Origin of the sequence: Streptomyces sp. SCSIO ZS0520 (genome assembly GCF_025643355.1) — a bacterium.
GTDB classification, from domain to species: Bacteria; Actinomycetota; Actinomycetes; order Streptomycetales; family Streptomycetaceae; genus Streptomyces; species Streptomyces physcomitrii.
The window spans coordinates 5806174-5820274 of record NZ_CP092644.1 but is presented as its reverse complement, the minus strand read 5'-3'; the positions used below and the strand labels follow the sequence as shown (position 1 = coordinate 5820274).

General features: G+C 72.4%; 10 protein-coding genes. All 10 read right to left on the bottom strand.

The features are described from left to right. Window positions 1–6: 6 nt before the first annotated feature. A complete protein-coding gene (locus MID12_RS23200; protein ID WP_263170477.1) occupies window positions 7–819 on the bottom strand; it encodes a TIGR03936 family radical SAM-associated protein in 813 nt (270 codons plus the stop codon). Window positions 820–1135: 316 nt separating this feature from the next. After that, the gene (locus tag MID12_RS23195; RefSeq protein ID WP_263170476.1) at window positions 1136–2611 is read right to left on the bottom strand and encodes a hypothetical protein; all 1476 of its coding nucleotides are present in this window, start codon (window positions 2609–2611) and stop codon (window positions 1136–1138) included. 318 nt (window positions 2612–2929) lie between these two features. Then, complete coding sequence (locus tag MID12_RS23190) at window positions 2930–3463, bottom strand: GNAT family N-acetyltransferase (RefSeq protein WP_040253640.1); 534 nt, start codon at window positions 3461–3463, stop codon at window positions 2930–2932. Between the two features lie 90 nt (window positions 3464–3553). Beyond that, the gene (locus tag MID12_RS23185; protein ID WP_411576994.1) at window positions 3554–5509 is read right to left on the bottom strand and encodes a TIGR03960 family B12-binding radical SAM protein; all 1956 of its coding nucleotides are present in this window, start codon (window positions 5507–5509) and stop codon (window positions 3554–3556) included. A 196-nt stretch (window positions 5510–5705) separates the two neighbouring features. After that, complete coding sequence (locus MID12_RS23180; RefSeq protein WP_263170473.1) at window positions 5706–7241, bottom strand: CYTH and CHAD domain-containing protein; 1536 nt, start codon at window positions 7239–7241, stop codon at window positions 5706–5708. Between the two features lie 82 nt (window positions 7242–7323). Continuing rightward, window positions 7324–8523 (bottom strand): rod shape-determining protein RodA, encoded by a 1200-nt coding sequence (rodA, locus tag MID12_RS23175; protein ID WP_040253632.1) that lies wholly within the window; start codon window positions 8521–8523, stop codon window positions 7324–7326. Further along, entirely contained in the window at window positions 8523–10688 is a 2166-nt protein-coding gene (gene mrdA, locus MID12_RS23170) for a penicillin-binding protein 2 (protein WP_040253629.1), read from the bottom strand. The genes rodA and mrdA overlap by 1 nt, the downstream gene beginning before the upstream one ends. A 133-nt stretch (window positions 10689–10821) precedes the next feature. Further along, window positions 10822–11496, bottom strand: coding sequence for a rod shape-determining protein MreD (mreD, locus tag MID12_RS23165; protein WP_040253627.1), 675 nt, complete (start codon window positions 11494–11496; stop codon window positions 10822–10824). 12 nt (window positions 11497–11508) lie between these two features. Further along, window positions 11509–12543 (bottom strand): rod shape-determining protein MreC, encoded by a 1035-nt coding sequence (gene mreC, locus MID12_RS23160; RefSeq protein ID WP_052482577.1) that lies wholly within the window; start codon window positions 12541–12543, stop codon window positions 11509–11511. Window positions 12544–12700: 157 nt separating this feature from the next. After that, complete coding sequence (locus MID12_RS23155; protein WP_263170470.1) at window positions 12701–13720, bottom strand: rod shape-determining protein; 1020 nt, start codon at window positions 13718–13720, stop codon at window positions 12701–12703. Window positions 13721–14101 lie beyond the last annotated feature (381 nt).

Here is a 14101-nt window from a genome sequence, read left to right as displayed (position 1 = left end):
ACTGCCTTACGCGGGACCGGGCTGCACCGCCGCGGCGGCAGCGGCATCGGCCTTGGGTGGGGCCGTGACTGCCTCGCGGTCAGGCGCGAGCGGATCGGTCACCGTGCCGTTCTCCTCATCGAACAGCCCCTGCGCCAGCCTGGTCACCGCTGCGGGGACCGGCGGCGCCAGGTCGGCCACAGCTCGAAGACCGGACAGGACGTCGTCAGGCCGTACGGCAGGTGTCACGTGCCGAACAACCAGGCGCAGTATCGCACAGGGCTGCTCGGTGGGCCCATCAGCCATGAGGTTTCCCTCAGTGGAAGACGAGCGGGAGGCCTCCGAGGCGTCGAGCAGTTCCAGCCGGACCACGGCGGCGCGGGCGTCGAAGGCCCGTATGCCGCTCTTGGTGCGCCGCTGCACCTCGACGCTCCCGGCCGCCAGGAAGGCGTCCACCGCCTCCTTCGCCACCGCGGGCTCGACCCGGTCCAGGCGCAGTTCCCAGACGGAGGCGGTGAGCCGGTCGGCGAAGGACGAGGTGTGCGCCTCGACGGCGTCGGTGAGGTCGAGGCCGCCGGGCAGCGACTCGTCGAGCAGCGCCCGCAGGACTTCGGGGTCCCGCGCCTCGGTGAGCGCGATCTCCAGGTACTCGGCCTCGCTGCCGGTGCCGGTGGGTGCGGCATTGGCGTACGAGACCTTCGGGTGGGGCGTGAAGCCCGCCGAGTAGGCCATGGGCACCTCGGCGCGGCGCAGCGCCCGCTCGAAGGCGCGCTGGAAGTCGCGGTGGCTGGTGAACCGGAGGCGGCCGCGCTTGGTGTAGCGCAGTCGGATGCGCTGCACCGCCGGGGCGGGCGGCGGGCCTACGGGCTGTCGCTTGCCCAGTGGTTCTTCTCCTTGATCCGAAGGCGCCGGGGCGCCTGACCCGCCGGGGCGGGACTCTGCTGCGGACGACGCCCCGAGGGCGCGGCCGGTCCGGATCGTCCCCGCGCGAGCGCGGCGGCCGTGGCTCCGGACACCTTCCCCAGGGTACGCGCCCCGGCCGCCGCGGTCGCCGGGGCTGTGGACAACGCCCTCGCGGCCCGCTCTCCGGGCCCGGGCCCGCGGGTCTCGGGCCTTGCCGGACCGGCAGTCTCAGGCCTTGTCGAACCCGCGGGTCTCAGGCCTTGTCGAACCGGACCGGCTCGGGTGCCGGTTCCCGCACGGCGGAGTCCGCCCCGGGCCTCCGCGCCGCGAGGCCCGGCTCGGCGGGCGGCCCCGCGGCCGGTTCCACCGCCGGGGTGCGGGGCGCGCCGAAGAGCAGTCTGCGCACCTCCGCCCGTGCCTGCCGGGCGCTCTGCCGGGCGGCGGTCAGGGCCTCCCGCACCGCGGCCCGCGCCTGGCGGACCGCCCGGCCCGCCGGGCGCCAGACCGCGTCCCGTACGAAGTGCCCGGCGGGGGTGAGCACCGCGCGGTAGGCCCAGCGGACGGGTTCCACGAAGAGCAGCCGCAGCAGACGGCCGAGGAAGCGGCCGACCGCGCGGGAGATCCGGCCCGCCACCCGCCAGGCGTGGCCGAAGGCGTCAGCGATCTCCCGGAGCACCACGGCGCAGAACCGGGCCGCCGGGGCGAGCACCCAGCGCCACAGAGCGAGGAAGGGGACCACGAGGATCCAGCGCAGCAGGGTGCCGAGCCCGCGCACCACGGCCCCGGCCACGCTCCCGAGGCCCCGGCCCAGCGGCGCGAGCACCATGCCCCACAGCCACCCGGCCGCCGCGCCCAGCGCCCCGGCGACCGGCAGGAGCACGTACCGCCACAGCCCCAGCCACAGCCAGACGAAGACCCCCTTGAGCAGCCACACCGCGGCGGTGAGCAGCGCGCGGCCGCACCACCGCAGGCCCCGGCCCAGCGGGGTGAGCACCTGGGCGTACAGCCAGGCCAGCGGCAGGACCAGCAGGGTGCGCAGGAGCCAGGCGGCGGCGCGGCCCAGGGAGCGCAGGGTGCGGGTGAGGGCGTGGCCCAGGGGGGTGAGGAGGCTCCGGTACAGCCACCGCAGCGGGACGACGCACAGCAGATGGCCGAGCCGGACGAGGCCGCGCCCGAACGGCACCAGCGCGTACCGCCACAGCGCCACCCAGGGCAGGACGAAGAGCGCCCGGGCGAGCCGGCCGATCCCGGTGCCGATTCCGGCGGCCGCCGCGGCGAGCGCGGTGAGCAACCCCCGGCCGCAGCGGGCGAGTCCGCGCCCGAGCGGGGTGAGCACCCGGGTGGAGAGCCAGGACAGCGGGGCCACGACCAGGGTCCGGAACAGCCAGGCCAGCGGGGCCGCCACGAGGTTGCGGCCGCTCCAGGCCAGGGCGCGGCCGAGGGCCAGGAGCGGGAGGAGGACGAGCACCCGGCCGAGCCAGGCGAGTCCGCGGCCCAGGGCGGTGAGCGGCCGGACGATCAGGGTGTGCCCGAGCCAGGAGAGTCCCCGCCCGAGCGGGCGCAGCAGCCGGTCCCTGAGCAGCCGCCCGCCCGCGGTGAGCAGGTCCCAGGCCATCCGCACGGGTACCACGAGCACGAGTACGACGATCCGTACCGGCAGCCGGATCGCCACCGCGAGGCAGCCCTCCTCGGCATGCGGGACCGGCGACTTGGGATCGGGACGGGACACCGCCGCGGCGGCTCCGGGGCCGGGGGCCACCGGCGCTCCGCCTCGACCGGGAGCCGCTCCTTCGCCATGCCCGGGAGCCGCCCCTCGACCTCGACCGGCAGCCGCCCCTCCCCCGCGACCGGGAGCCTGCACGCCTCCCCCGTCACCGGGAACCGGCGCTCCTCCTCCGGAACCGGGAGCCAGGACCTCTCCCCCGGAACCGGCAGCCTGCACCCCTCCCCCGTCACCGGACCCCAGCGCCCTGTCCTCCCCCATCGCGGGCTCGTCGGGTGGCGGGTCGTGCGGGGGCCGGTGTGTGTCCATGTGGGCGAAGACGCCTCAGGCGCCCGTACGGATCCAGTAGCGGAGACTTCCGTTTCTGTTGTCCTCGAAGCGGCCGCCGCAGGCCTCTATCACCTTGCGGGAGGCGGTGTTGGACTCCGCGCAGGTCAGCAGCGCGGGGTCGACGCCGAGCCGGTGGGCGTGCGGGAGCGCGGCGCGGAGCATGGCCTTGCCCTGCCCGTGGCTGCGGACGCTCGGGCGCACCGAGGCGACGAGGTGGCCGCCGTGGTCGAGCAGCGCGGGGGTGAGCCGGTGCCGGATGAACAGGGTGCCGAGGTGCTCCTCGCCCTCGGTCCACCACAGGACCGTGGCGGGGACCGGGAGTTCGGGCGGCAGCCGGACGCCCTCGGCCCAGCCGCGCAGTTCCTCCACGAGGGCGGCGAAGCCCTCGGCGCTCTCCCACCGCTTGCCGTGGCGGGCGATGATCCCGCGGGTCAGCGGTCCCGGCCCGCCGGGAGCCGCGGCGACCTCGGCGGTGGTGGCGAGAAAGGACCGGTGGAAGCGCGGGTCCGGCTGGCTCAGTTCGGGCATGCTGCCGATTCTCACCCCTGCCGCCCCGCGGACGGCAGGCGGGTCCGGCCGAAAGCTTCCGGCCGGACCCGAACTGCCAGTGTTCCCGGGCTACTTGACGACGGTCAGCGGCAGCAGCTTCTTGCCCGTGGGGCCGATCTGGATGGAGGTGTCCATCTGCGGGCACACCCCGCAGTCGAAGCAGGGCGTCCAGCGGCAGTCCTCGACCTCGGTCTCGTCGAGGGCGTCCTGCCAGTCCTCCCAGAGCCAGTCCTTGTCCAGGCCCGAGTCCAGGTGGTCCCAGGGCAGGACCTCCTCGTAGCCGCGCTCGCGGGTGGTGTACCAGGCGAGGTCGACGCCGTAGCCGGGCAGCACCTCCTCGGCGCAGCGCATCCAGCGGGTGTACGAGAAGTGCTCGCGCCAGCCGTCGAAGCGGCCGCCGTCCTCGTAGACGGCGCGGATGACGGCGCCGATGCGGCGGTCGCCGCGGGAGAGCAGGCCCTCGACGATGCCGGGCTTGCCGTCGTGGTAGCGGAAGCCGATGGAGCGGCCGTACTTCTTGTCGCCGCGGATGCGGTCGCGCAGCTTCTCCAGGCGGGCGTCGGTCTCCTCGGCGGAGAGCTGCGGCGCCCACTGGAAGGGGGTGTGCGGCTTGGGCACGAAGCCGCCGATGGAGACGGTGCAGCGGATGTCGTTGGAGCCGGAGACCTCGCGGCCCTTGGCGATCACGTTCATCGCCATGTCGGCGATCTGCAGGACGTCCTCGTCGGTCTCGGTGGGCAGTCCGCACATGAAGTAGAGCTTCACCTGGCGCCAGCCGTTGCCGTAGGCGGTGGCGACGGTGCGGATCAGGTCCTCCTCGGAGACCATCTTGTTGATGACCTTGCGGATGCGCTCCGAGCCGCCCTCGGGGGCGAAGGTGAGTCCGGAGCGGCGGCCGTTGCGGGTCAGCTCGTTGGCGAGGTCGATGTTGAAGGCGTCGACCCGGGTGGAGGGCAGGGACAGGCCGATCTTGTCCTCGGTGTACCGGTCGGCGAGGCCCTTGGCGACCTCGCCGATCTCGCTGTGGTCGGCGGAGGACAGCGAGAGCAGGCCGACCTCCTCGAAGCCGGTGGCCTTCAGACCCTTGTCGACCATCTCGCCGATGCCGGTGATCGAGCGCTCGCGCACCGGGCGGGTGATCATCCCGGCCTGGCAGAAGCGGCAGCCGCGGGTGCAGCCGCGGAAGATCTCCACCGACATCCGCTCGTGCACGGTCTCCGCGAGCGGGACCAGCGGCTGCTTCGGGTAGGGCCACTCGTCGAGGTCCATCACGGTGTGCTTGGAGACCCGCCACGGCACGCCCGAACGGTTCGGTACGACACGGGAGATGCGGCCGTCCGGCAGGTACTCCACGTCGTAGAAGCCGGGCACGTACACCCCGCCGGTCTTCGCCAGGCGCAGCAGGAGTTCCTCGCGGCCGCCGGGGCGGTCCTCGGCCTTCCAGGCGCGGATGATCTCGGTGATCTCCAGGACGGCCTGCTCGCCGTCGCCGATGACGGCGCAGTCGATGAACTCGGCGATGGGCTCCGGGTTGAAGGCCGCGTGGCCGCCGGCGAGGACGATCGGGTCGTCGAGGCCGCGGTCCTTCGCCGCCAGCGGGATGCCCGCGAGGTCGAGGGCGGCGAGCATGTTGGTGTAGCCCAGCTCGGTGGAGAAGGAGAGGCCGAAGACGTCGAAGGCGCGCACCGGGCGGTGCGAGTCGACGGTGAACTGCGGCACCGCGTGCTCGCGCATCAGCTCCTCGAGGTCCGGCCAGACGCTGTAGGTGCGCTCGGCGAGGACGCCCTCGCGCTCGTTGAGCACCTCGTAGAGGATCATGACGCCCTGGTTGGGCAGGCCGACCTCGTAGGCGTCCGGGTACATCAGCGCCCAGCGGACGTCGCAGGACTCCCAGGGCTTGACGGTGGAGTTGAGTTCGCCGCCGACGTACTGGATCGGCTTCTGCACATGCGGGAGCAGGGCTTCGAGCTGGGGGAAGACCGACTCGGCCGCTGCGGGCGAGCCGGTGGGGGGCGCAGACGCCACTGAGACCGCTTCCACTGCTTCGGCAGACATTCCGGGAACCTTCGTGAGCTGGCTTACGGGCATTCCGCCGCCGAGGGCACGGGACGGGTGACCCTCAAGACTACGGGTGACCCTCAAGACTAACGTGACGGAACGGGCCGCCCGCACGCCGAGCGGCCAGGGCCCGGCCCGGCGGACCGGGGGCCGGGCCGGGGGCTCACTTCTTGTGCCGGAGCCGTCTCCCGCTGTGCTCGACGCGCTTCCAGGCCGCGGGCACCTCGCTCTCGCAGCGGGCGGCGGCCCGCTCCTCGCGCCCGTAGAGGAGGCCGTAGGTGAAGGCGTTCTCGCCCGCCGTCTCGGCCGCGGCGGCGAGTTCGCGCAGGCGGTCCCGGGCGACCACGCCGTCCTGGTGCTCGCCGAGCAGCTTCTGGAGCTTCTTGACGTCCTTGGCCAGCTTCTTCGCCGGGGAGCCGAGCAGTGCGGTGGCGGCCTCGGCGGCGTAGCGGGTGCGCTTGGCCTTCTTGCGGGCCTCGTGCAGGGCGAGGTCGCGCTCCGGGCCCGGGGCGGTGGCGGCGGCGCGCTCCATCCGGCGCCGCAGCCGGGCCAGTTCGCGGCCGAGGGCCTTGCGGTAGACCTTGCGCGGCGGGCCGCCTGCGGCCTTGCGGAACGGCGGGTCGGCGAGGAGGGCGTCGAGCCGGTCGAGGAGGGCGAGGTAGCGCTCGCTGTCGAGGGCGGCCGCCACCTGCCCGCGGGAGTCGCCGCGGTTCTCGCCCGCCCACTGCCGCAGCCGCTGCGGCACCGGCCCCTCGACCAGCTCCGGCGCCAGCTCCGCCAGGTGCGCGCCGAGGCGTTCGGTGAGCACCTCCAGGTCGCGGTCGGCGCCGAGTTCGCCCGCGAGCCACTTCAGCTCCGCGCCGAGCGGGTCGGTCGCCTCCCGGTCCAGGAGGTCGGCGTAACTGCGCAGGGCGCTGCGCAGCCGCCGGGTGGCCACCCGCATCCGGTGCACGGAGTCGGGCAGCCCGCGGCGTACGGCGGGGTCGAGGTGGACGAGGGTCTCGCGCTGGGCGCGCAGATAGGCGAGGAGGCGGGCGCCCGCCCGGCCGGGCGGCTCCGCGGCCGGGGTCCCGGGCGGCTCGGGGGCGGTCCGCTCGGGGGCGGTCCGCTCCAGGGCGGTGGCGAGCTTGGAGGGGGAGGAGGCGCGGTGCAGGCCCGCCTTGCGCAGCCGCTTGTCGAGCTTGTCGAGCAGGGCGGGCGGCGCCCCCTCGGCGAGTTCGACCTCGGCCTCGGCCCACTCCGCGCTCGCCCCGCCGAGGCGTTCGGCGAGCACCCGGTCCACCGAGGCCTCGGCGAGCAGGGTGCCCCGGGCGTCCACCAGGTGGTGCAGCTCGCGCACCGAGACCAGCCTGACCAGCGGGACCAGGGCGGCGCCGCGGGTGAAGCCGCGTACCAGGGCGGCGAGTTCCGCGGGGACCTCGGGGGCGAGGGGTGCCTGGATCTCCTCGCGGACGTCGGCGGCGAGGGGGAGTTTGAGGTGCCAGCCCTCGTCCTCGCCGCCGGTGCGTCTGCGCAGGGTCAGTCCGCCCGCGGCCAGCCGCGCGTCGGCGGTGTCGAAGTAGAGGGCGTCCAGCTCCCGGACGCCCTGGTCCCGTACGGCATGGACCGGCCCTGTGCCGACGAGCTCGGGCAGGCTGAGGCTCCCGGAGCCCGGCGGGCCCTCGTACTTCCGCTCGATCTCCCGCTTGGAGTGCGCCATACCCCGAACCTAGCGGCGAAGGGGGCAAAGCGGCAGGCCCCCTGCGGGAGGGGGCCTGCGCTGAAGGGACTGCCGGAGGGCGCTAGGCCGACATCGGGCGCTGGACTCTGATCGACTGGAGCAGCCCTATGGCGATCCACACCGCGAACATCGAGGTGCCGCCGTAGGAGACGAAGGGCAGCGGCAGACCGGCGACCGGCATGATGCCGAGGGTCATGCCGATGTTCTCGAAGGCCTGGAAGGCGAACCAGGCGATGATCCCGGCGGCCACCACCGTGCCGTACAGCTCGGTGGTCTCGCGGGCGATCCGGCAGGCCCGCCAGAGCAGCACGGCGAGGAGCAGGATGATCGCCCCGGCGCCGACGAAGCCCAGCTCCTCGCCCGCGACCGTGAAGACGAAGTCGGTCTGCTGCTCGGGCACGAACTGCCCGGTGGTCTGCGAGCCGTGGAAGAGGCCGGTGCCGGTGAGGCCGCCGGAGCCGATCGCGATCCGGGCCTGGTTGGTGTTGTAGCCGACGCCCGCCGGGTCCAGCTCGGGGTTGGCGAAGGCGGCGAAGCGGTTGATCTGGTACTCGTCGAGCACGCCGAGCTGCCAGACGGCGAGCGCCCCGAGCGCGCCGGTGCCGATCAGCCCGAAGACCCAGCGGTTGGAGGCGCCGGAGGCGAGCAGCACGCCGAGCACGATCAGCACCATCACCATGACCGAGCCGAGGTCGGGCATGAGCAGCACGACCAGGATCGGCACCGCGGCGAGGCCGAGCGCCTGGAGCACGGTGCGGTGGTCGGGGTGCTCGCGGTCGCCCGCGTCCACCCGGGCCGCGAGCAGCATCGCCATGCCGAGGATGATGGTGATCTTGCAGAACTCGGAGGGCTGCAGCGAGAACCCGGCCGGGAAGACCAGCCAGGCGTGGGCGCCGTTGATGGTGGCGCCCATCGGGGTGAGCACGAGCAGCACCAGGAAGAGCGAGACGCCGTAGAGGATCGGCACCACGGTGCGCAGACCGCGGTGGCCGAGCCAGAGGGTGCCGACCATCAGGGCGAGGCCGATCCCGGTGTTCAGCAGGTGCCGGACAAGGAAGTAGTACGGGTCGCCCTGGTTCAGCTCGGTGCGGTTGCGGGTGGCCGAGTAGACCAGGGCCGCGCCGATCAGGGAGAGCGCGAGGGCCGAGAAGAGCATCGGCCAGTCGAGCCTGCGCGCCAGGGAGTCGCGGGCCAGCAGCCGCGACATGGTGGAGCGCTCCGGGCCGTAGCCCGGGACGGAGAAGCCTCCGGCACCGGCCATCAGTCCCGCCTTCCGGTCAGCGGCGGTCCGCCGAGGGCGAGCTGCTGCTCCTCGGCCGGGTCCTTCGGCTTCTTCTTGCCCGGGTACTCGTCGACCTTCGGGGCGTCCATGGTGCCGTCGGGCTCGATCTTCGGCAGCTCCTTCTGCGGCTTGGGCAGCAGCGCCTTGCTGCCTCCCTGGCCGTAGAGGGCGTCGTAGATCTTGCGCACGGCGGGGCCGGAGGCGCCGGAGCCGGTGCCGCCCTGGGCGATCGTCATGACCACCGAGTAGTCCTTGGTGTAGGTCGCGAACCACGAGGTCGTCTGCTTGCCGTAGACCTCGGCCGTACCCGTCTTGGCGTGCATCGGGATCTTGTCCTGCGGCCAGCCGCCGAATCGCCAGGCGGCGGTACCGCGGGTCGCGACTCCCGCGAGGGCGTCGTCTATCTCGTCGCGGGTCTTCTTGCTGAACGGCAGCTTCCCGTGCGGGACGGGCGCGATCTCCTTGACCTGCTTGCCGTCCGGGCTGACCACCGCCTTGCCGACGCTCGGGTTGTACAGGGTGCCGCCGTTGGCGATCGCGGAGTAGATGGTCGCCATCTGGATCGGGGTGACCAGGGTGTCGCCCTGCCCGATCGAGTAGTTGACGGAGTCACCGGCGCGCATCTTCATGCCCTCGAGGCAGTTCTCGTACGCGATCTTCTGGGCGTAGCTGCCGTTCTTCTTGCCGGTGCGGCACCAGGAGGCCTTGTTGGCCTCGTAGTAGTCCTTCTTCCACTGGCGGTCGGGGACCCGGCCGGTGACCTCGTTGGGCAGGTCGATACCGGTCTCCTTGCCGAGGCCGAACTCGTGGGCCGTCTTGAAGAACCAGTCCTTGGTCTTCTTCTTCGGCTTGGTGCCGCCGTCCTTCTTCCACTCGTTGTGCGCGAGCCCGTAGAAGACGGTGTCGCAGGAGACCTCAAGGGCGCGGCCGAGGCTGATCGGGCCGTGGTTCTCCGACTCGAAGTTCTTGAAGACCTGGCCGCCGATCGAGTACGAACTGGTGCAGGGGTAGCGGCCGTTGAAGGAGTACCCGGCCTGCACCGCGGCGGTGGTCGAGATGACCTTGAAGATGGAGCCGGGGGCCGCCTGGCCCTGGATGGCCCGGTTGAGCAGCGGGTAGTTCGACTTCTTGCCGGTGAGCCGCGCGTAGTCCTTGCCGGAGATGCCGCCCACCCAGGCGTTCGGGTCGTAGCTCGGGTTGGAGGCCATCGAGACGATGCGGCCGGTCTTGTTCTCCATGACGACGACGGCGCCGGAGTCGGCCTTGTAGTTGGTGCCGGTGTTCCGGTCGTGCTGGGTACGGGCCTCCTTCATGGCCTCGTTCAGCTCGTACTCGGCGACCCGCTGCACCCGGGCGTCGATGCTGGTGACCAGATTGGCGCCGGGCTCCGCCTTGTCGTTCTTCGCCTGGCCGATGACGCGGCCGAGGTTGTCCACCTCGTAGCGGGTGACGCCCGCCTTGCCGCGCAGCTCCTTGTCGTACTGGCGCTCCAGACCGCTGCGGCCGACCTGGTCGGAGCGGAGGAAGGGCGAGTCGGTGTCCTCGGCCTTCTTGATCTCCTCGTCGGTGACCGGGGAGAGGTAGCCGAGCACCTGGGCGGTGTTGGACTTGCCGGGCGCCGGGTAGCGGCGGACCGCGGTCGGCTCGGCGGTGATGCCGGGGAAGTCCTCGGCGCGCTCGCGGATCTGCAGGGCCTGCTTGCTGGTGGCCTCGTCGGTGATCGGGATCGGCTGGTACGGGGAGCCGTTCCAGCAGGGCTTGGGGGTCTTGGCGTCGCAGAGGCGGACCTTCTCCCGGACGTCCTTCGGCTTCATGCCGAGGATGCCGGCGAGCTTGCTCAGCACGGCCTCGCCGTCGTCGGGCATCTTCATCAGCTTGGTGCGGGAGGCCGAGACGACCAGGCGGGTCTCGTTGTCGGCGAGCGGCACCCCGCGGGCGTCCAGGATCTCGCCGCGCACGGCGGGCTGGACGACCTGCTGGACGTGGTTGCCGGAGGCCTCCTCGGCGTACTCGTCGCCGTTGCGGACCTGGAGGTACCACAGGCGTCCGCCGAGGGTGAGCAGCAGGGAGACGACGAGGATCTGGATGACGACCAGGCGGATCTGCACCCGCGGGGTGCGGCCGGTCTCCGGGATGTTGGTCATGGGCGGGGTCCACTCCCCGGCAGGTGCGCGGACGGGCGGTACGTCACGGCTGCCTCCCCTCAGTCGGTGCGTTCGCTACGGGAACGGGGGCGCGGGCCGGCCGGCGGGCCCCCGCGCTCCGTGCGTCTGCTGCTCACAGCCGCTTGACCCCCTTGATGCGTCCGGCGCGGGCGACCCTGGCCCGGGTGGCGCGGGCCTTGAAGGCGCCGCGCTGCTTGCCGATGCTCAGTCCGGTCCCGGCGGAGAGCCAGCCCGCGGCGACGTCCTTGGTGGCGGCGCCGGAGCCGCCGTTCTCGGTGACCGGGTCGCGTTCGGTGCGCCGCGCCAGGGCCACGATCAGCGGCACCGTGAACGGCGCGAGCAGCAGGTCGTACAGGGCGGCGGTGAACAGCAGGCTGCCGAGGCCCACATGGCGGGCCGCGCTGTCCCCGACCAGGGCGCCGACCAGGGCGTACAGCAGGGTGGAGCCGACGGCGGCGGCCACCACCACGGCCATCGGGCCGAGCGCGGAGCGCAGTTGGCCCTTGTCCGGCTTGAAGAGCCCGGCGACGTAGCCGATGACGCAGAGCACCAGGGCGTAGCGCCCGGCGGCGTGGTCGGCGGGCGGGGCGATGTCCGCGAGCAGTCCCGCGCCGAAGCCGATCAGGGCCCCGGCGGTGTGGCCGTAGACCAGGGCGAGGCCGAGCACGGTGAGCAGGAGGAGGTCGGGTACGGCGCCGGGCAGTTGCAGCCGGGCGAGGACGCTCACCTGGATCATCAGGGCGAGCACCACGAGGGCGGTGGACAGGAGCACTCGGTTGACGCGCACGGTATCCAGCTCCTACTGCTCTTGCTCGGCCGGTTCGGCGGGCTGTCCCGCCTGCTCCGGCTCCACGGGGCGGGCCGGGTCCCGGGCGCCCTGCTCCTGCGGTTCGTTCGGGCCCTCGGGGTCCTGCGGGCCGCCGTCCTGGCCGGGGGTGGCCGTCACGGTCACCGTGGGCGTCGGCTTGGCCTCGGGCTTCTCCGGCAGGACGGTGTCGCGGGGGTCGGTGCGGGGCGCGGTGACGACGACGCCCACCACGTCCAGGCGGGAGAAGCCCGCGTACGGCTCCACGTAGACGGTGCGGGTGAGGTCGCCGCCGGAGGGGTCGACGCGGGTGATGCGGCCGACCGGGACACCCGGCACGAAGGGCTTGTCGCCCTGCGAGCCGAAGGTGACCATCCGGTCGCCCTTCTTGACCTTGGCCTTGGAGTTCAGCAGCTGCACCCGCAACGGGCCGTTGCCGCCGCCGGAGGCGAAGCCCAGCTCGTCGGACTTCTCCAGGCGGGTGCCGACGGTGAAGTCGGGGTCGTTGGCGAGCAGCACGGTGGAGGTGCCGGGGCCGACCGTGGTGACCCGGCCGACCAGGCCGTCGGCGTTGAGCACCGTCATGTCGCGCTTTATGCCGTCGCCGGAGCCGGCGTCGATGGTGACCGTCCAGGAGAAGCCCTGTGCGGCGCCGATGCCGATGACCTCGGCGCCCTTGATGCCGTACTGCCCGGCGCCCGCCTTCTTCAGCATGCCGTCGAGCTGCTTGACCCGGCTGCGGTTGCGGTCGTCGCTGCCGAGCTTGGCCTTCAGGGCGGCGTTCTCCCGCTCGAGTTCGGCGATGCGGTCCTCGCTGGCGCCGGAGTCCTTGACCGCGCCGACCGCGTTGCCGACCGGGTCGACGGCGGAGGAGACGCCGTCCTCCACCGGGCCGAAGACGGCCGCGGCGCCGCGGCGGGCCCCGTCGACCGGTGAGTCCTCGCCGCCCCGGATGTCCACCGTGATCAGCGCGAAGGCGATCGCGATCAGCAGCACCAGGAGCAGGCGGCTCTCTCGTGTGTCCCTCACGTGCGGCGGCCGTGCCTTCCTCGTAGGAATGTGTGTGGCTTATGCCTCTATATCAACGATCCGCCGCCCTCGCGGGCACCTGTGGACGCCGGTTCCGGGAGGGACGGGTCCTCCCGCTTCCCCCGTCCGGTGCGCACCGGACGGGGTACGGGCGGACTCAGCCGCGGCGCGGGTGCGCGTCCAGGACCTGCTGGAGCGCCTCGAACTCCTCGACGCACTTGCCGCTGCCGAGCGCCACGCTGTCCAGCGGGTCCTCGGCGATGTGGATCGGCATGCCGGTCTCGGCGCGCAGGCGCTCGTCGAGGCCGCGGAGCAGGGCGCCGCCGCCGGTGAGCACGATGCCGCGGTCCATGACGTCGCCGGAGAGCTCCGGCGGGCACTTGTCGAGCGTCGTCTTGACCGCGTCGACGATCGCGTTGACGGGTTCCTCCATGGCCTTGCGCACCTCGGCCGCGGAGACCACCACGGTCTTCGGCAGCCCGGAGACGAGGTCACGGCCGCGGATCTCGGTGTGCTCCTCCTCCGTCTCGAAGGCGGAGCCGATGGTGATCTTGATCTGCTCGGCGGTGCGCTCGCCGAGGAGGAGGGAGTACTCCTTCTTGATGTGCTGGATGATCGCGTTGTCCAGCTCGTCGCCCGCGACCCGGATCGACTGGGCCGTGACGATCCCGCCGAGCGAGATCACCGCGACCTCGGTGGTGCCGCCGCCGATGTCGACCACCATGTTGCCGGTGGCCTCGTGCACCGGCAGTCCGGAGCCGATCGCCGCGGCCATCGGCTCCTCGATGATGTGCACCTGGCGGGCACCGGCCTGCGAGGAGGCCTCGATGACGGCGCGGCGCTCGACGCCCGTGATGCCCGAGGGCACACAGACCACGACGCGCGGGCGGGCGAGGTAGCGGCGTTTGTGGATCTTGAGGATGAAGTAGCGCAGCATGCGCTCGGTGATTTCGAAGTCGGCGATGACGCCGTCCTTCAAAGGACGCACGGCGACGATGTTGCCGGGGGTCCGGCCGATCATCTTCTTCGCTTCCGCGCCGACCGCGAGGATGCCACCGGTGTTGGTGTTGATCGCGACGACGGACGGTTCGTTGAGGACAATCCCTCGGCCCCTGACGTACACCAGCGTGTTGGCGGTCCCGAGGTCGACAGCCATGTCACGGCCGATGAACGACATCTTGTTCCCCATGAGGATGCGACTGGCCTTCCCGTGAGCTTGCGGCTTTTCAGGACGGCGAGGTGGGTGCTGCGGTGAAGGCTTACATCGTAAGGGCGCCCGCACAATCACAGCGCAAGGGTCTTCGCCATTGTCAGCAGATGTACGCCCGCTCCGCTTGTGGGAACGAGCCATCAGGGGAACGGGTTCCCCCGATCGGGAGGCCTATGCCGGGCGGCGGAGGTTTTTCTTCTCCGGCGCAGGTCACGACCATTACACGCCTGACGAAGCGTCAGAAAACAGTGGGATTACCACGAACGCCCGGGCGCGTCGCGCACGACACCCGGGTCATGAACGGGCAAATTCCGGCGTGCGCCGCAATTCGCGCGGCGCACGCCGGAC

Bases quoted from the DNA above. Each gene is read 5' to 3' on its own strand.
- MID12_RS23190 (WP_040253640.1), bottom strand. From the start codon at position 3,463: ATGCCCGAACTGAGCCAGCCGGACCCGCGCTTCCACCGGTCCTTTCTC.
- rodA (WP_040253632.1), bottom strand. From the start codon at position 8,523: ATGGCCGGTGCCGGAGGCTTCTCCGTCCCGGGCTACGGCCCGGAGCGC.
- MID12_RS23180 (WP_263170473.1), bottom strand. From the start codon at position 7,241: ATGGCGCACTCCAAGCGGGAGATCGAGCGGAAGTACGAGGGCCCGCCG.
- MID12_RS23155 (WP_263170470.1), bottom strand. From the start codon at position 13,720: ATGTCGTTCATCGGCCGTGACATGGCTGTCGACCTCGGGACCGCCAAC.
- mrdA (WP_040253629.1), bottom strand. From the start codon at position 10,688: ATGACCAACATCCCGGAGACCGGCCGCACCCCGCGGGTGCAGATCCGC.